We start from the raw sequence: 19,045 nt of genomic DNA, 5'->3' as shown, positions 1-19,045 counted from the left end.
GGCCTCTGCCGAGCATGGCTCGGCACTACGGGTCGGGAATGTCGGTCAGGCTTCTGCCGAGCATGGCTCGGCATTACGGGTTGGGAATGCCGGTAAGGCTTCTGCCGAGCATGGCTCGGCACCACGGGTTGGGAATGCTGGTAAGGCTTCTGCCGAGCATGGCTCGGCACTACCGGTATCCGGCATGGCGTACTCTCTGGGCCTGCATCCATGGATCTGCCCCCATGCCTGTGCTTTTCGCTCTGCCGCTGGCGATACTGGTTTTCGTCGCGATCCTGCTGCTGTTGATGCCGCTGTCGCTGTGGCAACGCGTGCGCAGTGGCGGTGCGCGGCGGCAGGCGCGGCCCTGGCTGATCACCTTCAACTTCTGGGCAACGCTGGTATCCACTGGCATGTTCGCGGTGTTTTCCGGGATCGCCGGCTTCTGGTGGTCCGGCGCATGGAGTTACGCCGCGCTGGGTTGGCTGGCAGGCCTCCTGGTCGGCGTGCTCGGCCACTACCTGACCCGCTTCGAGCCTGGCCCGGAGGCGTTGCATTACAAGCCCAACACCTGGCTGGTGTTTGCATTGACCGCGATGATCGTGGTGCGTGTGGTCGCCGGCATGGTGCAGGGCTGGCAGGCATCGGTGAACGGCGTGCCATGGCCGGACACGGGCTGGCTCAGCCATGCCGGTCTGCTGGCGATGGCGGCCCTGTTGCTCGGTTATGCCGGCATGTATGCCTGGTTGCTGCGGCGCAGGGTACGTCATCATCAGCGCTATCGTCAGTTTGACCGCAGTCCTCGCTGAGCCCGTACCCGATGGCGAGTGGGGGCTGTCCCGGCTAGTCTGAGCGAAGCAGATTCGGAGATCGTGGATGGGAGTGCTGCAGTTCTTCGGGCGCCGTTTGGCGCACTTCCTGGCGCAGCCGCGTCGCAACCAGATGCGGCCGTCGACCAGCGACCCGGCGATGTTGTTGCGCACCTTGCGCCGTGGCGATGTGCTGCTGGTGGAGGGCAATAGCCGCTTCTCCACGGCCATCAAGTACCTGAGCCAGTCCACCTGGTCGCATGCGGCGCTGTATATCGGCGAGGAGCCCTTGCTCGAAGGTGGCAAACCGCAACCGATGCTGATCGACGTGGATGTGGAGCAGGGCGTGCGCCGCATTCCGTTGAGCGAGTTCGCCAATCAGCACACCCGTATCTGCCGTCCGCAGGGCCTTTCACCGGCGGTGGTGGATCAACTGGTCGGCTTCATGCGTGCACGCCTGGGTTATAGCTACGACCTGAAGAATGTCTTCGACCTGGCGCGATTCCTGATCCGGCAGCCGCCAGTACCGGGACATATGCGCCGTCGGCTGATCGCGTTGGGCAGTGGTGAGCCAACCAAGGCCATCTGTTCGACCTTGTTGGCGCAGGCCTTCGAGTCGATCCGCTACCCGATCCTGCCGGAGATCGAGACGGTGCTTGCGCAGGTGGGCGGTGCCGAGCAGTCGCAGGAGATCCTGCACATCCGCAACTACAGCCTGTACACGCCGCGCGATTTCGATGTGTCGCCATTCTTCGACGTGGTCAAGCCGCGGCTGCAGCACAACTTCGATTACCTGGCGCTGCAGTGGGGTGATGACGGCAGCCCTTAGTTTGCGTGGAAAGCTGCCCCCTCTCCCCAACCCCTCTCCCGCGGGGGGAGAGGGGCGAAAGCAACAGCAACAACAGCAACGCAACTGCAGCGCAACAGCAACAGCTGCTTTTGTTGCAGTCACTGGGAATGCTTGCACTCGCTGTGCTCCAAGCCCCTCTCCCCTCGCGGGAGAGGGGTTGGGGAGAGGGGGACACCCAAAAAAAACACGGGCCGCGAACGGCCCGTGTTTCATTTGCAAGCGCTGCATTGCATCTACAACGGTATTGCCAGGAACATAGTCGCTTAGAAGCGTGCACCCAGGCCGAAGCCAACGGTCCACGGATCCAGCTTCAGCTCGCCAGCGTTCTGGCCGGCGACGCGCAGGTCAGGACGGGCGTGCATGTAGCGCGCATCGGCGCGGGCAAACCAGGTCGAGTTGATGTTCATGTCAACGCCGACGGTGCCGATCGCGCCCTTGGCGGTATCCACACCAACGTGGTTGCCGGTGCTGCTCAGGCCATCGATCTTCTCGTTGCTGAAGTTCGACTCGTAGTAACCCAGGCCGACGAACGGACGGAATACGTTGTCCGCCTGGCCGAAGTGGTACTGCGCGCTCAGTGCAAGCGGCTGCTGCTCGACGCTGCCGACCTTGGCGCCACCATCGGTGCGCACGCGGTGATCGAACTTGTCAGCGGCACCCCACAGTTCAACGGCGAAGTTGTCGTTGAAGTAGTAGCTGGCGCTGATCGTCGGTGCCGGGCCGCCATCGACCTTGCCAATGCCGTCGATCGGATCGTTCTTCGGCTGCAGCAGGCTGATGCCACCGACCACGGCAAAATGCTTGCCCGATGCGGTATCGCCATTGCCATCCTGCGCGAATGCGGTAGAGGAAAGCGCAAGTGCGCTGAGCGTGGCAAGGCTGAGAATTTTGATGGAACGCATAACTGACTCCTCGTATTGCGATCGGGACTACGCTGTTATCTAGGCCCTCGTGATGGGGCGAGGCAACCCTAACGATGGCAAGATGAATCGCTCTAAACGCAAGGGGATTTCAGTGCCATTGCGTTCAGCGAAAAACAGAGGGATCCCATGGACACGAAGCATCGACAGAAATTTCCGTTCACGATGTTGTGGTGCGCGTGATGAGTGGCGCATTGTTGCAGGGCCTGCCCGCGCAGCTATCGACCTCATGCCGCGTGCTGGTACTGGGCTCGATGCCGGGCGCGATGTCGCTGCATGAATCGCGCTACTACGCGCACCCACGCAATCGCTTCTGGCCGCTGATGGCTGCGCTGTGTGGCTTCGATGCGCAGCTTCCTTATGCGCAGCGCCTGCAGTGCCTGCAGCAATCGGGTATCGGCCTGTGGGACGTGATCGGGCAATGCCAGCGCGCCGGCAGCCTGGATACGGCGATCGTGCGTGGCAGCGAAGTGCCCAACCCCATCCCGGCGTTGCTCGCCGGCCTGCCGCAGTTGCAGGCCATCGCCTGTAATGGTGCCGCGGCACACACTGCGTTCCAGCGATGGATCGCACCCGCTTTGCCGCCTTTGGCGGCTGCGCTGCCGGTGCTGGCCCTGGCGTCGACCAGCCCGGCCAATGCGGCATGGTCGTTGCCGCGCCTGACCGGGCAATGGCAAGTGCTGCAAGCGTGGTTGAATGCGCCCAATGGGGTGGTAACGCCTGCAACAAGGGGCTTGACCGGCTAGGACAGGCAGGACAGCCGGCAAGTCAGAACACGCGTCCAGGAGCAGACATTGCGGCCTTGTTGGCTCGGATGGCATGCCCTTGTCCGGGGACATACGCAGGCGAATTCAGTTGTAGCGGTTGGCGCTGCGGCCCGCTAACGCCACAATAGAGGATTCCCTCACTGTTGCTGGAGTAGTTTCATGGCCGAAATCAAGGAAGCACTTGTCCCCGATATCGGTGACTACAGCGACATTCCGGTGATCGAAGTGCTGGTCGCCGTAGGCGATACGGTCAAGAAGGACCAGGGGCTGGTCACGCTGGAATCGGACAAGGCCACGATGGAAGTGCCGTCGGCCTACGCCGGTGTGGTCAAGGAGCTGAAGGTCAAGGTTGGCGACGGCCTGTCTGAGGGCAAGGTCGTGGCCCTGATCGAGGTGAGCGAAGAGGCCGCCAAGCCGGCTGCCGCTGCTGCCCCGACCGCCCCGGCCAAGATTGAAGCCACCGCCGAGACCGGCGCCAAGGTTGAGCCGGTGGCGGTTGCCCCGGTCGCCGACAAGCTGGCCCAGCGCGAGATCGCCCAGGAAGACTCGGTTACCACCAGCAAGCCGGCTACCCCGCCGGTGCAGTTCAATGCCGAAGGCGTGCTGCCGGCCAATGTGCCCTATGCCAGCCCGGCGGTGCGCGTGTTCGCCCGTGAGCTGGGCGTGGACCTGCAGCAGGTCAAGGGCACCGAGAAGGGCGGCCGCATCACCAAGACCGACGTGCAGAAGTTCGTCAAGGGCGCGCTGTCCGGCGGTGTTGCTGCCAGTGGCGGTGCCCCGGCGGCTGCCGGCGGTGGCCTGAACCTGCTGCCGTGGCCGAAGGTGGACTTCAGCAAGTTCGGCGAGACCGAAGTGGTGCAGCTGTCGCGCATCAAGAAGATCTCCGGCGCCAACCTGGCCCGCAACTGGGCGATGATTCCGCACGTCACCCAGTTCGACCAGGCCGACATCACCGATCTGGAAGCGCTGCGCGTGGCGCTGAACAAGGAAAACGAGAAGGCCGGCATCAAGCTGACCATGCTCGCCTTCCTGATCAAGGCCAGCGCCGCCGCGCTCAAGAAGTTCCCCGAGTTCAACGCTTCGCTGGATGCCAGCGGCGAGAACCTGACCCTGAAGAAGTACTTCAACATCGGTTTTGCCGCCGATACCCCGAACGGCCTGGTCGTGCCGGTGATCCGCGACGTCGACAAGAAGGGCGTGGTGCAGATTGCCCAGGAAACCGGCGAACTGGCCAAGAAGGCCCGTGACGGCAAGCTTGGCCCGGCCGACATGAGCGGCGGCTGCTTCTCGATCAGCTCGCTGGGTGGCATTGGCGGCACCGCCTTCACCCCGATCGTGAATGCGCCGGAAGTGGCCATCCTGGGTGTCTCCAAGTCTTCGATCCAGCCGGTCTGGAATGGCAAGGAATTCGCCCCGAAGCTGATGCTGCCGCTGTCGTTGAGCTATGACCACCGCGTCATCGACGGCGCCCTGGCCGCGCGTTTCACCACCTACCTGTCGCAGGTGCTGGCCGACATGCGGCGCGTGCTGCTGTGATGCCAGTGGCGCCGCGACGCGCCTTGTTGGCGCTGGTGTTGGCCGCCCTGACGGGCCCGGCACTGGCCGCCAGCCAGTGCCAGCCGGTGGTCGGCCAGGGTTGGCCGCCGGCGGTGGGCAACTACGGCCAGGCGGCGAGCAGCCTGCTCGGCGGCCAGGCCGAAGACGGCCTGTCGCTGCTGGTGCTGCCGGCCCGGGGCGTGGAGTCACAGGTGCTGCTGCGCCGCGACGCCGGCAACGGCCAGTGGATGGTGCTGGCCGGCATGGCCGACAAGCGCATCTACAACTGGAGCACGACGGCCGGTCGCGGTGGCGTCAACCTGCAACTCGACCAGGAGCCCGAGTTCGCCCAGGCACCGTTGCCCGATGCACTGGCACAGCGTCTGCTCGAGGTCTGGGGCAAGGCATTGGCTTCGCCGGAAGTGGCCGCGCGTGCGCCGGTCACCGAGGGCGAGGTGCTGTCCTTCACCGTCAACGGCGAGCGTTACAGCGGTCAGCGGCCGGGTTGCGGCCAGCTTGAGGCGCTGCAGGAACAGGCGGCGCTGTTGATCGAGCTGGCCCATAGCAAAGACAAAAAATACGAGAAGCGCTACGCCAACATCGAACGCGCGCTCGACAAGATGCATGACCGGTTCGTCGGCGAAGCCGGCTGAGCCCACAGGAGAAAACAATGGCGACGATTGAAATCAAGGTTCCGGACATTGGCGACTACAACGACGTGCCGGTGATCGAGATTCTGGTGGCCGTGGGCGACACGGTGAAGAAGGACCAGGGTCTGGTCACACTGGAGTCGGACAAGGCCACGCTGGAAGTGCCGTCCTCGGCTGCGGGTGTGGTCAAGGAAATCAAGGTCAAGCTCGACGACAAGCTGTCCGAGGGCGATGTGGTGGTGATCCTGGAAGCTGAAGGCGAGGGCGCTGCCCCGGTCGCAGCTCCGGCACCTGCCGCCGCACCTGCGCCGGCTGCACAGCCTGCCGCGGCCGCCGCTCCGGCAGCCGTCAGCGCACCGGTTGCCGCTGCTGCGCCAGCCGCATCCGGCCCGATCGAGGTCAAGGTGCCGGACATCGGCGATTACCAGAACGTGCCGGTGATCGAGATCCTGGTCGCCGTCGGCGACACGGTGAAGAAGGACCAGGGCCTGGTCACGCTGGAATCGGACAAGGCCACGCTGGAAGTGCCGTCCTCGGCCGATGGCGTGGTCAAGGAAATCAAGGTCAAGCTGGACGACAAGCTGTCGGTCGGCGACGTGGTGGTGGTGCTGGAAGGCGCCGCCGCTGCCGCCCCGGCAGCGGCCAAGGCCGCCCCGGGCAGCAAGCCACCGGTGACCCCGTCGCACCGCGCGCCGGACCCGGCTGTCGCCGCCAAGGCGCTGCCGTCCAGTGGCCGCACCGCCGACATCGAGTGCCGCATCGTGGTGCTGGGCGCCGGCCCGGGCGGTTATACCGCCGCCTTCCGTGCCGCCGACCTGGGCATGGATACCGTGCTGATCGAGCGTTACGCCAGCCTCGGCGGCGTCTGCCTCAACGTCGGCTGCATCCCGTCCAAGGCCCTGCTGCACGCCGCTGAAATCATCGACCACGCCGCCCATGCCGACGAACTCGGCATCGAGTACGGCGCGCCGAAGATCAGTCTGGACAAGCTGCGCGGTTACAAGGAAAAGGTCGTCGGTCAGCTGACCAAGGGCCTGGCCGGCATGGCCAAGCAGCGCAAGATCCGCACCGTGCATGGCCTGGCCAAGTTCATCTCGGCCAATGAGCTGGAGATCGTCGGCGACGACGGCAAGACCCAGCTGCTGCGCTTCGAGCAGTGCATCATCGCCGCCGGTTCGCAGGCGGTGAAGCTGCCCAACTTCCCGTGGGAAGACAAGCGCGTGATGGACTCCACCGACGCACTGGAGCTGGCCGAAGTGCCGGGCTCGCTGCTCGTCGTCGGCGGCGGCATCATCGGTCTGGAAATGGCCACCGTGTACAGCGCCCTGGGTTCCAAGGTGACCGTGGTCGAGTTCATGGACCAGCTGATGCCGGGCGCCGACAAGGACTTGGTCAAGCCGCTGGCCGACCGCCTGAAGAAGCAGGGCATCGAGGTGCACCTGAAGACCAAGGCTGCGGGCGTTAGCGCCGACAAGAAGGGCATCACGGTGACCTTCGAGGCCGCTACCGAAGGCGAAAAGCCGGCGATGGAAAGCGGCACCTTCGATCGCGTGCTGGTTGCCGTGGGCCGCTCGGCCAATGGCAAGAAGATCGATGCCGACAAGGCCGGCGTCGAAGTCACCGACCGCGGCTTCATTCCGGTCGACCGGCAGATGCGCACCAACGTGCCGCATATCTTCGCCATCGGTGACATCGTCGGTAACCCGATGCTGGCGCACAAGGCCACGCACGAGGGCAAGCTGGCGGCTGAAGTCGCCTTCGGCGAGAAGAAGGAGTGGGTGGCACGGGTGATCCCGTCGGTGGCTTACACCAATCCGGAAATCGCCTGGGTTGGCGTCACCGAGACCGAGGCCAAGGCCAAGGGATTGAAGGTCGGCGTGGCCAAGTTCCCGTGGGCGGCCAGCGGTCGTGCCATCGGCATCGCTCGCACCGAAGGCTTCACCAAGCTGATCTTCGACGAGGAAACCCATCGCGTGATCGGCGGTGCCATCGTCGGCGTGCACGCCGGTGAGCTGCTGGCCGAGATCGGCCTGGCCATCGAGATGGGCGCCGAGGCCGAAGACATCGGCCACACCATCCACGCCCACCCGACCCTGAGCGAGTCGGTGGCGATGGCCTCGGAGATCTACGACGGGACCATCACCGACCTGTATATCCCGAAGAAGAAGTAAGCCACACGACGCCCCCTCACCGGGGCGTCGCTGTATTCGGCAGTCAAAAGGAGCAAGGGAATGTTGCGGATCACGGTGTTGGTTGGGCTGCTGTTCGCCGGCCCGGCGATTGCAGGGGAGCAGGACCCTGCGCTGGCCGCCGCCTTGCTGAAATGCCCTGGCGCGGCACCTTTCGTCGAGGCTGATGGCTTGCGCGCGCAAGCGCGCAGGAATGCGCAGACCGAAGCAGGATATTCGGAGCCGGCACTTCGCCAGCAGCTGCTGGACATGGCACAGGTTGACCAGGAAGCTCGCCAGGGTGAGTGGACGCGGGCCATGGTCGAGAACCTGCAGGCAGTGGATGCCGCAAATCTGCCGCGTATCAAGCAGATCGTGGCCACGCATGGCGGTCTGCCCAGTGCAGCGCAGGTCGGGAGCGATGCGGTTTCCGCCGCCTGGTTGCTGGTGCAGCATGCCGATGCTGACGTCGCGTTCCAGCGCCAGGTAGTGGGCAGCATTGAGCCCATGGTGCAGCGTGGTGAGATATCGGCGCACGATTTCGCGTTGCTGACCGACCGCGTACTGGTCAACAGCGGCGAGCTGCAGCGCTATGGCAGCCAGCTCCTGGCAGTCGATGGCCGTTGGCAGGCCAAGCCGATGGAGGCGCCGGAGCAGGTTGATCAGCGCCGCGCCGGCATCGGCCAGATGCCGTTGGCCGATTACATCTGCGTGGCGACGCAGATGTTTCCGGTGCCGCCTGCCGCGGCACCACCTCAGAACTGATCCCGGGCACGCCGGGCTGCCCCTGTCGCGGTGTCGGTAGTTCCAAGCAACGCCCCGCCTGTCGGGGCGTTGCTTGTTTCCGGTCCCTGGCCAGTTGCCCACCCCGCAGGCTTGGCGCAAGCTGGCGCCGCTGGACCCTGACGTCACCCATTGCCCCGGGGAACGAGGATGCGAACCAGAGTGCGCGTGCCAGCTCTTGCGCTGGTCGTTGTCGGTGTTTGTGTATCCATGGTGGCGCACGCTCGAACCAGCGTGGTCAGTGCCGCACGCCTGTTGGACGTGCGCAGCGGCCGCTATGTGCAGCAACCGCAGATCGAGATCGTCGATGGCAGGATCAGCCGCATCGGCCGCGCCGGCGATCCGCTGCCCGCCGGTGCCGAGCACATCGACCTGGGCGCGCGCACCCTGCTGCCGGGCCTGATCGACATGCATGTGCACCTGACCATCGATCCCACCCTGGGCGGCTACCAGGGGCTGGAATACACCGACAATTTCTGGACCGTGGTGGGCGTGGTCAATGCGCGGCGCACGCTGCGCGCGGGCTTTACCACGGTGCGCAATCTCGGTTCGGCCGGCTTCGATGATGTGGCCTTGAAGCAGGCCATCGAGGCCGGTTACATCGATGGGCCTCGTATCGTGCCGGCCACCTTTGCGATTGGCGCTACCGGTGGGCATTGCGACGGTGGTGGCCTGCCGCCATCGGTGACCGTGCCCAATCCCGGTGCGGCCGACGGCCCGGACGCGATCCGCGCCACGGTGCGCAAGCTGCGCAAATTCGGGGCCGAGGTGATCAAGTTCTGCGGCACTGGCGGGGTGATGTCCAAGGGCACGACGCTGGGCGAGCAGCAATACAGCCAGGAGGAGATGCAGGCGCTGGTGGAGGAGGCGCACCGGCTGGGCATGAAGGTGGCGGTGCATGCGCATGGCAGCAGCGGCATCAACGCGGCCATCCGCGCCGGTACTGACACCATCGAGCATGCCAGCCTGGCCGATGCGGAGTCATTCAAGTTGGCGCGCGCGCAGGGCACCTGGTTTTCGATGGATATCTACGGCAGTGATTACATCCTTGCCGAGGGTGAGAACAATGGCTTGTTCGCCGAGTCGCTGCAGAAGGAGCGGCAGGTGGGACGCAAGCAGCGCGAAACCTTCCGCGATGCGCATGCGGCCGGCGTGCGGATGGTGTTCGGTTCCGACGCGGGTGTGTACCCGCATGGAGACAACGCCCGTCAGTTCGGCAAGATGGTGGAGTGGGGCATGACGCCGTTGCAGGCGATCCGTGCGGCGACGCTTGATGCGGCCGAAGCACTGGGGCGGCAGACGGACGTCGGGGCGTTGGAAGTGGGGCGCTTCGGCGACATGCTCGCGGTCGACGGCGATCCGTTGCAGGACGTTGCGGTGCTGACGCGCCCGGCGGCGGTGGTGAAAGGCGGGCGCTTGTTGCAGCCCTAGGATGTAGATAGCCCCTCTCCCGCATGCGGGAGAGGGGTTGGGGTGAGGGTGCTTGTGGGCGCAGCGGTGCTGCGCTTGGGCATTGCCGGTAGAGCCTCTGCCGAGCATGGCTCGGCACTACATGCCGCGCTCCCGTTCTTTGGAAGAGGGGCTTGGCGCAGCGGTGCTGCGTTTGCGGCCTTGCCGGTAAAGCCTCTGCCGAGCATGGCTCGGCACTACATGCGCCTCTCGCGCTTGCGGGAGGGTCGCTTCTAGAACGACAGGCTCACGCCCGCCACCGGGCCCTTGAACTCCTGCTTCAGGCCGATGACGCCATCGCTGCCCTTCTGGTCCACGTCCAGCTTGAACCAGTCGTAGCCGGCGAAAATGCCGAAGTTCTTGTTGACGTTGTACTGCACGATCGCATTGGCGCGGCTGAGGTCGCCCTTGTAATCATCGAAGTTGCCCCAGCTTGTATTGAGGTATTGGCCCTGCAGGTTGATCAGCCAATGCTCCGAAGGCGTGAAACTCAAGCGCGCGCCAACCACCGGTGCGATGCCGTCGGCCTTCTCGTTGAGGAAACGGCCCTGGTAGACATCGCCTACATCGGCGTAGGCGTCGGCACTGATCTTGGCGTACTCGGCACCGAGCTGCAGGCCCAGGTCGAAACGATCACCATCAACCACCGAGTAGTCGTAGACCAGCGTTGCCACCTGGTACTTCAGTTCGCCCTTGACGAAGCTGCCTGCGGGTACCGTGGTGTCGCCCCAACTGACGCCTTCGTCCAGCGTCTCGCGGCGGTCCTTGTCGTACTTGAAGTAGTCGAAGATCAGCCGCTGGCGATCACTGATCCGGAACAGGCCATCCACGCGCGGCTCCCACTCCTTGCCGCCCAGGCTGAAGTCCTCGGACAGGTTGATGTCCTGGCCGGCAACCGTGGTGCTGCCGCGGATGGTGTTGTCGGTGTCGATGTTCATTGCGCCAAGCCGCAGCGTGAAACGCGGATCGCCTTCGGCGGCTTGCGCAGGCAGCGCATGGATCAGAGCGAGTGTGAGTGCGCACGGAGCAAGTGCGAGAATGTAGCGGGAGTTGCGCATGCCATTACCTGATGTTGCGTTGGAGCGCTTGACCTTCGCCGATCCGGTGTAGAGAGGGGTGAGCGCAGCGTGCAGGCAATGTGTACGCGAAGATCAATTGCGGTGAGGTGGTGCCGCCGAGGGCGTGCGACACCACCTCACCCGAGCCCGCGCACCCGCCCGACGAGGTAGCGGATGGTGGACTGCGAAGGTCTGACCGGCAGGTTCCCTGGAAGTTCCCGTGTTGCAGCGCAATATCCATTGTCCCGCATGGCCCCCGGGTGGCCGCGCGGAAGGGGAAAAAACGTGATATTGCGGCCACTTGCATAGTCAAATGGGGACAAATGCCGGTTGTCTCGCAAATTGTCCCGCTGTTATACTTTCGCGGCTCGACGAGACGCCTTTGCGCGATTCGGCTCTTCCCTTTACCTGAAGCAGGACACTTTGACGTGCTGAACTCCGTTGACGCGGGTCGGCGACTGATGTTGCGCGCCGCGGTCTACCCGCTGGCCGCAGTGGTGGTCCTGGCTCTGGCCTTCCTCTTCGTGGGGCCAAAGCATGCGCTGGGTGCCCTTGTTTCGGGCCTGGCGGTGGTGGCAGGGACGGCGCTGGCCGCGTGGGTGGGGCTCGGTGGCGGCGTTCAGGCCGCTGGTTCAGCAATGGTCCGCCTGTTCCTGGGGTTCATGCTGAAGATTGTGCTGATTGTTGCCGTGCTGGGAATGGCTTTTTTCTGGTGGCGACTTCCTCCTTTGGCTCTGCTGGCGGCAATTCCAGTGGCGCTGATGTTCCAGGTTCTGGCTCTGGCCAGACGTTGATTCACTCATAAAGGTTCCGGACACATGGCGGGCGAGGCTCTAACTCCTACCACGTACATCCAGCATCACCTGCAGAATCTGACCGCCAAGGTCGGGGACGGCGGTAGCTTCTGGACGATCCACGTCGATACCATCGTCACCGCGGTCCTGATGGGCCTGCTGATGGTGTTCGCCTTCTGGATGGCAACCCGCAAGGCCACGGCAGGTGTGCCGGGCAAGTGGCAGGCCTTCGTCGAGATCTGCCTGGAGTTCGTTGACCGCCAGGCCAAGGACACCTACCACGGCAAGAGCAAGCTGATCACGCCCATCGCGATCACCATCTTCTTCTGGATCCTGTTGATGAACCTCATCAAGATGATCCCGGCCGATTTCATCGCCAAGCCGCTTGAGCTGGCAGGCATCCACTACTGGAAGCCGGTGCCGACCGCCGACGTCAATGCCACCCTGGGCATGTCGATCAGCGTGTTCATCCTGATGATCTTCTTCGCGCTGAAGTCCAAGGGCATCGGCGGCTTCGTCAAGGAATTCCTGACGGCCCCGTTCGGCAAGTGGATGATGCCGTTCAACCTGATCCTCAACATCGTCGAGTGGCTGAGCAAGCCGATCTCCCTGGCGATGCGACTGTTCGGCAACATGTTCGGCGGCGAGATCGTCTTCCTGCTGATCTGGGTGCTGGGCGGCGCCGGTGTATTCGGTGCCGTTGCCGGTGGCGTGTTCGGCCTTGGCTGGATGCTGTTCCACCTGCTGGTGATCCCGCTGCAGGCCTTCATCTTCATGATGTTGACCATCGTGTACTTGAGCCTGTCGGAAGACAGTCACTAAAGTTACAAGCTTCACCCAGTTTCAACCTTCATCCGTTTCATCACCCTTAGCTACTTAAAGTTCCTGGAGATAACCATGTACTTCGCCGTCCTGACCAACCTCGCCCAAGTTCAGAGCTCCACCGCCCTTGCCGTCGGCATCATGATCGGCCTGGCCGCGCTGGGCGCCGGCCTCGGTCTGGCCATCATGGCTGGTAAGTTCCTGGAATCGGCCGCTCGCCAGCCGGAACTGATCCCGGTCCTGCAGGTCCGCATGTTCATCACCGCCGGCCTGATCGACGCCGCATTCATCATCTCGGTCGCCGTTGGCCTGCTGCTGGCCTTCGCCAACCCGCTGGCTGCTGCCCTGCTGGCCGAAGCCGCCAAGCTGGCCGGCTGATCCAGCTGCAGTGAGACGGTCGGGTGCCTGCTGGCACCCGACTTCGGATGAAGGTTCGGTTGTGCCGCCACGGCGGCACGACCACCCCCGACACCAGCGATCGAGCTAATTCATGAATATCAATCTCACCCTCTTTGCACAGGCCCTGGCCTTTGCTTTGCTGATCTGGATCATCGCGACCAAGATCTGGCCGCCGTTGTTGAAGGCCATTGAAGAGCGCCAGCAGAAGATCGCTGAGGGCTTGGCCGCTGCCGACCGCAGCCAGAAAGACCTGGCCCAGGCGGAAGTGAAGGTCAACGAGGCGCTGAAGGAAGCCCGTGGCAAGGCCAACGAGATCATCGACCAGGCGCATGCCCGTGCGAACCAGATCGTTGAAGCCGCCAAGAACGAAGCCATCGCCGAAGCCAACCGCCAGAAAGAACTGGCCCAGGCTGAAATCGACGCTGCCGCCAACCGTGCCCGCGAAGATCTGCGCAAGCAGGTGTCCGCCCTGGCCGTGACCGGCGCCGAAAAGCTGCTCAAGCGCGAAATCGATGCCAACGCCCACAAGGCGCTGCTCGACGAGCTGGCTGCGGAGATCTGATCGATGAGCCAGGCCCTCACGCTTGCCCGCCCGTACGCCCGCGCCGCTTTTGCGATTGCGCGTGAGGAAGGCAAGTTCGCGCCGTGGTCGGACGCGCTTGCGTTCTCCGCCCGCGTTGCAGCCGATCCGCGCGTGTCGGCCTTGCTGTCGAATCCGCAGCTGAGCCGCGGCGATGCCGTCGCCCTGCTGACCCCGGACGCGACCAGCGAGACCTACGGTCGCTTCCTGGCCCTGCTGGCCGAAGGCCGCCGCCTGCAGCAACTGCCGGAAATCTCCGGTCTGTTCGAGCAGCTGCGCGCTGAAGCCGAACACGTGGTCAAGGCCACCGTCACCTCGGCCGCCGAACTGTCGGGCGAGGAACTGGACAAGATCAAGGCTGCGCTGCGCAAGCGTTTCGGCCGCGAAGTCGAGGTATCGACCGCGGTGGACGCTTCGCTGATCGGCGGCGCCGTGATCGATGCCGGCGACGTGGTCATCGATGGCTCGCTCAAGGGCAAGCTGTCGCGCCTGCAGACCGCGCTCGCACACTGAATTCACATTACCGTCCGGCCACAAGCCGGCACTAGGACTTGACGATGGCTACCACGCTCAACCCCTCTGAAATCAGCGAACTGATCAAGACCCGCATCGAGAAGGTCGCCCTGTCCGCGGAATCGCGCAACGAAGGCACCGTCACCAGCGTGTCCGACGGCATCGTGCGCATCTTCGGTCTGGCCGACGTGATGCAGGGCGAAATGATCGAACTGCCGAACAACACCTTTGCCCTGGCACTGAACCTGGAGCGCGACTCGGTCGGCGCCGTGGTCCTGGGCGACTACCAGAACCTGCGCGAAGGCGACGTGGCCAAGACCACCGGCCGCATCCTGGAAGTGCCGGTGGGCCCGGAAATGCTCGGCCGCGTTGTCAACGCGCTGGGTGAGCCGATCGACGGCAAGGGCCCGCTGGGCACCTCGCTGACCGCCCCGGTGGAGCGTGTTGCCCCGGGCGTGATCTGGCGCAAGTCGGTCGACCAGCCGGTGCAGACCGGTTACAAGTCGGTTGACTCGATGATCCCGATCGGCCGTGGCCAGCGCGAGCTGATCATCGGTGACCGCCAGACCGGTAAGACGGCCATGGCGATCGACGCCGTGATCAACCAGAAGGGTACCGGCATCAAGTGCGTGTACGTCGCGATCGGCCAGAAGGCTTCGACCGTGGCCAACATCGTGCGCAAGCTGGAAGAAAACGGCGCCCTGGCCCACACCGTGGTCGTGGCTGCCACCGCTTCCGAATCGGCTGCGATGCAGTACATCAGCGCCTACGCTGGCTGCACCATGGGCGAGTACTTCATGGACCGCGGCAAAGACGCCCTGATCGTGTACGACGATCTGTCCAAGCAGGCTGTTGCCTACCGCCAGATCTCGCTGCTGCTGAAGCGTCCGCCGGGCCGCGAAGCCTACCCGGGTGACGTGTTCTACCTGCACTCCCGCCTGCTCGAGCGTGCAGCTCGCGTGTCGGAAGAGTATGTCGAGAAGTTCACCAACGGCGCCGTCACCGGCAAGACCGGTTCGCTGACCGCACTGCCGATCATCGAAACCCAGGCTGGCGACGTGTCCGCCTTCGTTCCGACCAACGTGATCTCGATCACCGACGGCCAGATCTTCCTGGAAACCGACCTGTTCAACGCCGGTATCCGTCCGGCCGTCAACGCCGGTATCTCGGTGTCGCGCGTGGGTGGTTCGGCCCAGACCAAGATCATCAAGAAGCTGTCCGGCGGTATTCGTATCTCGCTGGCCCAGTACCGTGAGCTGGCTGCGTTCGCGCAGTTCGCCTCGGACCTGGACGAAGCCACCCGCAAGCAGCTGGAGCGCGGCCAGCGCGTCACCGAGCTGATGAAGCAGAAGCAGTACGCACCTATGTCGATCGCCGACCAGGCGCTGTCGATCTACGCCGTCAACGAGGGCTTCCTCGACGACGTGCCGGTCAACAAGCTGCTCTCGTTCGAAGCAGGCCTGCACGCCCACTTCGCCAACACCGCAGGTGAGTTGACCTCCAAGATCAACAGCACCGGCGCCTGGAACGACGAGATCGAAGCTGCCTTCAAGAAGGGCATCGCCGATTTCAAGAGCACCGGCACCTGGTAAGAGCGTATGTAGAGCGGAGCCTTGCTCCGCTTCACACTGATAAAGCGGGGCACAGCCCCGCTCTATGGGAATAAGAGATGGCAAGCGGACGCGAAATCAAAACCAAGATCAAGAGCGTGCAGAACACCCGCAAGGTGACGCGCGCGCTCGAAATGGTCTCGGCCTCCAAGATCCGCAAGGCGCAGGATCGGATGAAGACCTCGCGTCCGTACGCGCAGGCGATGAAGCAGGTGATCGGTCACCTGGCCCAGGCCAGCACCGATTTCCAGCACCCGTTCCTGGTCGAGCGTGAGCAGGTCAAGCGCGTGGGTTACATCGTGATCTCGTCTGATCGCGGTCTGGCCGGCGGCCTGAACAACAACCTGTTCCGCAAGACGGTCGCGGAAATGCGCGACTGGCAGGACAAGGGCGCCGAGATCGACGTGGTGACCGTTGGCCAGAAGGCCGGCGCGTTCTTCCGTCGCGTCAACGTCAACATGGCTGCCTCGGTGGCCAACATCGGCGACCAGCCCAAGCTGGAAACGCTGATCGGCGTGATCAAGGTCATGCTCGATGCCTTCACCGAAGGCAAGGTTGACCGCGTCTACCTGGTCTACAACCGCTTCATCAACACGATGACGCAGAAGGCCAGCTTCGACCAGCTGCTGCCGTTGCCGGCCGCCGAAAAGCAGGTGGCTTCGCACGACTGGGATTACCTGTACGAGCCCGACGCGGCAACCGTGCTTGAGCACGTGATCACCCGCTACATCGAATCGTTGGTGTATCAGGCGGTGCTGGAGAATGTTGCCTCCGAGCACGCAGCTCGCATGGTGGCGATGAAGGCGGCAAGCGACAACGCGAACAAGATGATCGGAACCCTGCAGCTGGTCTACAACAAGGCCCGCCAGGCAGCGATCACCCAGGAAATCTCCGAAATCGTCAGCGGCGCGGCAGCGGTCTAACGCGCGCAGTCAACAGCACACATTTAGAGGATGCAGCAATGAGTCAGGGCAAGATCGTTCAGATCATCGGCGCGGTCGTCGACGTCGAATTCCCGCGCACCGACGTGCCGAAGGTGTACGACGCGCTGAAGGTCGACAACACCGAAATCACGCTGGAAGTCCAGCAGCAGCTGGGTGACGGTATCGTCCGCGCGATCGCGCTGGGCTCGACCGACGGCCTGAAGCGTGGCCTGGTTGCCACCAACACCAACCGCGCCATCTCGGTGCCGGTCGGCGCTGGCACCCTGGGCCGCATCATGGACGTGCTGGGTCGCCCGATCGACGAAGCCGGCCCGGTGCAGGCGTCGGACAGCTGGGAAATCCACCGTTCGGCCCCATCGTATGAAGACCAGTCTTCCTCGACCGAGCTGCTGGAAACCGGCATCAAGGTCATCGACCTGATGTGCCCGTTCGCCAAGGGCGGCAAGGTTGGCCTGTTCGGCGGCGCCGGCGTCGGCAAGACCGTCAACATGATGGAGCTGATCAACAACATCGCCAAGGCGCACAGCGGTCTGTCCGTGTTCGCCGGCGTGGGTGAGCGTACCCGTGAGGGCAACGACTTCTACCACGAAATGAAGGACTCCAACGTCCTGGACAAGGTGGCGATGGTGTACGGCCAGATGAACGAGCCGCCGGGCAACCGTCTGCGCGTTGCACTGACCGGCCTGACCATGGCGGAGTACTTCCGTGATGAGAAGGACGCCAGCGGCAAGGGCAAGGACGTGCTGCTGTTCGTCGACAACATCTACCGCTACACCCTGGCCGGTACCGAAGTGTCGGCACTGCTGGGCCGTATGCCGTCGGCCGTGGGTTACCAGCCGACCCTGGCCGAGGAAATGGGTGTCCTGCAGGAGCGCATCACCTCGACCAAGTCCGGCTCGATCACCTCGATCCAGGCCGTGTACGTGCCCGCCGATGACTTGACCGATCCGTCGCCGGCCACCACGTTCGCCCACTTGGACTCGACCGTGACCCTGTCGCGTTCGATCGCCTCGCTGGGTATCTACCCGGCCGTGGATCCGCTGGACTCGACCTCGCGCCAGATGGACCCGCAGGTCATCGGCAGCGAGCACTACGACACCGCACAGCGCGTCCAGCAGACCCTGCAGAAGTACAAGGAACTGAAGGACATCATTGCCATCCTGGGTATGGACGAACTGTCCCAGGAAGACAAGGAAGCCGTGTCGCGCGCCCGTAAGATCGAGCGCTTCTTCAGCCAGCCGTTCCACGTGGCCGAAGTGTTCACCGGCTCGCCGGGCAAGTACGTGCCGCTGAAGGACACCATCCGTGGCTTCAAGGCCATCGTCGATGGCGAATACGACCACCTGCCGGAGCAGGCGTTCTACATGGTCGGCGGCATCGAAGAAGCGGTCGAGAAGGCCAAGAAGATGGCCGAGAAGGCCTAATTCCCACGTAGGGCGGAGTTCGCTCCGCCCACGCGGCAACCTGCGGTGGGCGCAGGCCCACCCAACCAGGCGAAGAGAGATCCATGAGCACCATCCGTTGCGACATCGTCAGTGCCGAGCAGCAGATCTTCAGCGGCGAAGCGACCCTGGTCGTGGCCACCGGTGAGCTGGGCGAGCTGGGCATCGCGCCCAAGCACGCACCGCTGATCACCCGTCTGAAGCCGGGCAAGGTCGTGGTCACCACTGCTGCCGGGGAACACCTGGATTTCGCCATCTCTGGCGGCATCCTGGAAGTACAGCCGCAGGTCGTGACCGTGCTGGCCGACACCGCCATCCGTGCCAGCGACATCGATGAAGCATCGGTGCGCAAGGCCAAGGAAGAAGCCGAGCGCGTGCTGGCCCACCGTGGCGAAGCCATGGAGCTGGCCGAGGCGCAGCAGAAGCTGGCCGAAGTCACTGCCCAGCTGCAGGCATTGGAGCGTCTGCGCCGCAACCTCAAGCATTGAGGCCTGCAGCAACGCCCAGAAAAACGCCGGCCAACGCCGGCGTTTTTTTTGCCCCGCTTTTGTAGTGCCGAGCCATGCTCGGCAGAGGCCGTACACCGCATGTTTCCGTAGTGCCGAGCCATGCTCGGCAGAGGCCTTACACCGCATGTTTCCGTAGTGCCGAGCCATGCTCGGCAGAGGCCTCCCAGGCAAGCCCCTTGCCGAGCATGGCTCGGCACTACCCCCTCCCTTTCGCGCAGCGAAGGGGAGGGTTGGGGAGGGGTGCTTCTGGCTGGGAATGCCCCCTGCCGAGCATGGCTCGGCACTACCCCCTCCCTTTCGCGCAGCGAAGGGGAGGGCCGGGGAGGGGTGCTTCTGGCTGGGAATGCCCCCTGCCGAGCATGGCTCGGCACTACGCCCCCTCCCTTTCGCGCAGCGAAGGGGAGGGTTGGGGAGGGGTGCTTCTGGCTGGGAATGCCCCCTGCCGAGCATGGCTCGGCACTAC

General features: G+C 64.1%; 19 protein-coding genes. 17 read left to right on the top strand and 2 right to left on the bottom strand.

The window, feature by feature from the left end; all coding sequences use genetic code 11:
- Window positions 1-224 precede the first annotated feature (224 nt).
- Window positions 225-788: a CcdC protein domain-containing protein gene (locus RT131_RS13605; protein WP_313173345.1), complete on the top strand. Its 564-nt coding sequence runs from the start codon at window positions 225-227 to the stop codon at window positions 786-788.
- A 67-nt stretch (window positions 789-855) separates the two neighbouring features.
- The gene (locus RT131_RS13600) at window positions 856-1,617 is read left to right on the top strand and encodes a YiiX/YebB-like N1pC/P60 family cysteine hydrolase (protein ID WP_313173344.1); all 762 of its coding nucleotides are present in this window, start codon (window positions 856-858) and stop codon (window positions 1,615-1,617) included.
- A 284-nt stretch (window positions 1,618-1,901) separates the two neighbouring features.
- Here RT131_RS13600 and RT131_RS13595 read toward each other — a convergent pair whose 3' ends face one another.
- A complete protein-coding gene (locus RT131_RS13595; protein WP_313173343.1) occupies window positions 1,902-2,540 on the bottom strand; it encodes an OmpW family outer membrane protein in 639 nt (212 codons plus the stop codon).
- A 200-nt stretch (window positions 2,541-2,740) separates the two neighbouring features.
- Between RT131_RS13595 and RT131_RS13590 the strand changes: the two genes are divergently transcribed.
- From RT131_RS13590 to RT131_RS13565, 6 genes are all read left to right on the top strand, one after another.
- Window positions 2,741-3,304 (top strand): DNA-deoxyinosine glycosylase, encoded by a 564-nt coding sequence (locus RT131_RS13590; RefSeq protein WP_313173342.1) that lies wholly within the window; start codon window positions 2,741-2,743, stop codon window positions 3,302-3,304.
- 180 nt (window positions 3,305-3,484) lie between these two features.
- Window positions 3,485-4,861: a dihydrolipoyllysine-residue acetyltransferase gene (gene aceF / locus RT131_RS13585; protein ID WP_313173341.1), complete on the top strand. Its 1,377-nt coding sequence runs from the start codon at window positions 3,485-3,487 to the stop codon at window positions 4,859-4,861.
- A complete protein-coding gene (locus RT131_RS13580) occupies window positions 4,861-5,514 on the top strand; it encodes a hypothetical protein (protein ID WP_313173340.1) in 654 nt (217 codons plus the stop codon). The genes aceF and RT131_RS13580 overlap by 1 nt, the downstream gene beginning before the upstream one ends.
- 17 nt (window positions 5,515-5,531) lie before the next feature.
- A complete protein-coding gene (gene lpdA, locus RT131_RS13575) occupies window positions 5,532-7,682 on the top strand; it encodes a dihydrolipoyl dehydrogenase (protein ID WP_313173339.1) in 2,151 nt (716 codons plus the stop codon).
- 60 nt (window positions 7,683-7,742) lie between these two features.
- Entirely contained in the window at window positions 7,743-8,444 is a 702-nt protein-coding gene (locus tag RT131_RS13570; RefSeq protein WP_313173338.1) for a DUF6624 domain-containing protein, read from the top strand.
- Window positions 8,445-8,612: 168 nt separating this feature from the next.
- Window positions 8,613-9,893 (top strand): amidohydrolase family protein, encoded by a 1,281-nt coding sequence (locus RT131_RS13565; RefSeq protein WP_313173337.1) that lies wholly within the window; start codon window positions 8,613-8,615, stop codon window positions 9,891-9,893.
- A gap of 251 nt (window positions 9,894-10,144) precedes the next feature.
- Here the strand turns inward: RT131_RS13565 and RT131_RS13560 are convergent, their stop codons facing one another.
- Window positions 10,145-10,969, bottom strand: a complete 825-nt coding sequence (locus RT131_RS13560) for a hypothetical protein (RefSeq protein WP_313173336.1) — start codon at window positions 10,967-10,969, stop codon at window positions 10,145-10,147.
- Window positions 10,970-11,397: 428 nt separating this feature from the next.
- Between RT131_RS13560 and RT131_RS13555 the strand changes: the two genes are divergently transcribed.
- The 9 genes from RT131_RS13555 to RT131_RS13515 all read left to right on the top strand — a co-directional run bounded on the left by RT131_RS13555 (window position 11,398) and on the right by RT131_RS13515 (window position 18,561).
- Complete coding sequence (locus tag RT131_RS13555) at window positions 11,398-11,763, top strand: hypothetical protein (RefSeq protein ID WP_313173335.1); 366 nt, start codon at window positions 11,398-11,400, stop codon at window positions 11,761-11,763.
- Between the two features lie 24 nt (window positions 11,764-11,787).
- On the top strand, window positions 11,788-12,585 hold the full coding sequence (gene atpB, locus RT131_RS13550) for a F0F1 ATP synthase subunit A (RefSeq protein WP_313173334.1): 798 nt from the start codon (window positions 11,788-11,790) through the stop codon (window positions 12,583-12,585).
- A 75-nt stretch (window positions 12,586-12,660) separates the two neighbouring features.
- Window positions 12,661-12,963, top strand: coding sequence for a F0F1 ATP synthase subunit C (atpE, locus tag RT131_RS13545; protein WP_054661978.1), 303 nt, complete (start codon window positions 12,661-12,663; stop codon window positions 12,961-12,963).
- Between the two features lie 112 nt (window positions 12,964-13,075).
- Complete coding sequence (locus tag RT131_RS13540) at window positions 13,076-13,546, top strand: F0F1 ATP synthase subunit B (RefSeq protein ID WP_293715039.1); 471 nt, start codon at window positions 13,076-13,078, stop codon at window positions 13,544-13,546.
- Between the two features lie 3 nt (window positions 13,547-13,549).
- Complete coding sequence (locus RT131_RS13535; protein WP_313173333.1) at window positions 13,550-14,077, top strand: F0F1 ATP synthase subunit delta; 528 nt, start codon at window positions 13,550-13,552, stop codon at window positions 14,075-14,077.
- Between the two features lie 44 nt (window positions 14,078-14,121).
- The gene (gene atpA, locus RT131_RS13530; protein ID WP_313173332.1) at window positions 14,122-15,669 is read left to right on the top strand and encodes a F0F1 ATP synthase subunit alpha; all 1,548 of its coding nucleotides are present in this window, start codon (window positions 14,122-14,124) and stop codon (window positions 15,667-15,669) included.
- A gap of 77 nt (window positions 15,670-15,746) precedes the next feature.
- Window positions 15,747-16,610 carry a F0F1 ATP synthase subunit gamma gene (atpG, locus tag RT131_RS13525; protein ID WP_057626866.1) on the top strand — a complete coding sequence of 288 codons (864 nt, stop codon included), beginning with the start codon at window positions 15,747-15,749 and terminating at the stop codon, window positions 16,608-16,610.
- 38 nt (window positions 16,611-16,648) lie between these two features.
- The gene (gene atpD / locus RT131_RS13520; protein WP_312916206.1) at window positions 16,649-18,055 is read left to right on the top strand and encodes a F0F1 ATP synthase subunit beta; all 1,407 of its coding nucleotides are present in this window, start codon (window positions 16,649-16,651) and stop codon (window positions 18,053-18,055) included.
- Window positions 18,056-18,138: 83 nt separating this feature from the next.
- Window positions 18,139-18,561, top strand: coding sequence for a F0F1 ATP synthase subunit epsilon (locus RT131_RS13515; RefSeq protein ID WP_057626868.1), 423 nt, complete (start codon window positions 18,139-18,141; stop codon window positions 18,559-18,561).
- Window positions 18,562-19,045: the final 484 nt, after the last annotated feature.

This window comes from Stenotrophomonas sp., from assembly GCF_032066555.1.
In the GTDB taxonomy this organism is placed as follows: domain Bacteria; phylum Pseudomonadota; class Gammaproteobacteria; order Xanthomonadales; family Xanthomonadaceae; genus Stenotrophomonas.
Note: the sequence above shows the minus strand (reverse complement) of the source record. Positions and strands in the feature narration are given on the sequence as shown.

Coding starts and splice junctions, on each gene's coding strand:
- RT131_RS13605 (WP_313173345.1), top strand. CDS start 225: ATGCCTGTGCTTTTCGCTCTGCCGCTGGCGATACTGGTTTTCGTCGCG.
- RT131_RS13600 (WP_313173344.1), top strand. CDS start 856: ATGGGAGTGCTGCAGTTCTTCGGGCGCCGTTTGGCGCACTTCCTGGCG.
- RT131_RS13595 (WP_313173343.1), bottom strand. CDS start 2,540: ATGCGTTCCATCAAAATTCTCAGCCTTGCCACGCTCAGCGCACTTGCG.
- RT131_RS13590 (WP_313173342.1), top strand. CDS start 2,741: ATGAGTGGCGCATTGTTGCAGGGCCTGCCCGCGCAGCTATCGACCTCA.
- aceF (WP_313173341.1), top strand. CDS start 3,485: ATGGCCGAAATCAAGGAAGCACTTGTCCCCGATATCGGTGACTACAGC.
- RT131_RS13580 (WP_313173340.1), top strand. CDS start 4,861: ATGCCAGTGGCGCCGCGACGCGCCTTGTTGGCGCTGGTGTTGGCCGCC.
- lpdA (WP_313173339.1), top strand. CDS start 5,532: ATGGCGACGATTGAAATCAAGGTTCCGGACATTGGCGACTACAACGAC.
- RT131_RS13570 (WP_313173338.1), top strand. CDS start 7,743: ATGTTGCGGATCACGGTGTTGGTTGGGCTGCTGTTCGCCGGCCCGGCG.
- RT131_RS13565 (WP_313173337.1), top strand. CDS start 8,613: ATGCGAACCAGAGTGCGCGTGCCAGCTCTTGCGCTGGTCGTTGTCGGT.
- RT131_RS13560 (WP_313173336.1), bottom strand. CDS start 10,969: ATGCGCAACTCCCGCTACATTCTCGCACTTGCTCCGTGCGCACTCACA.
- atpB (WP_313173334.1), top strand. CDS start 11,788: ATGGCGGGCGAGGCTCTAACTCCTACCACGTACATCCAGCATCACCTG.
- atpE (WP_054661978.1), top strand. CDS start 12,661: ATGTACTTCGCCGTCCTGACCAACCTCGCCCAAGTTCAGAGCTCCACC.
- RT131_RS13540 (WP_293715039.1), top strand. CDS start 13,076: ATGAATATCAATCTCACCCTCTTTGCACAGGCCCTGGCCTTTGCTTTG.
- RT131_RS13535 (WP_313173333.1), top strand. CDS start 13,550: ATGAGCCAGGCCCTCACGCTTGCCCGCCCGTACGCCCGCGCCGCTTTT.
- atpA (WP_313173332.1), top strand. CDS start 14,122: ATGGCTACCACGCTCAACCCCTCTGAAATCAGCGAACTGATCAAGACC.
- atpG (WP_057626866.1), top strand. CDS start 15,747: ATGGCAAGCGGACGCGAAATCAAAACCAAGATCAAGAGCGTGCAGAAC.
- atpD (WP_312916206.1), top strand. CDS start 16,649: ATGAGTCAGGGCAAGATCGTTCAGATCATCGGCGCGGTCGTCGACGTC.
- RT131_RS13515 (WP_057626868.1), top strand. CDS start 18,139: ATGAGCACCATCCGTTGCGACATCGTCAGTGCCGAGCAGCAGATCTTC.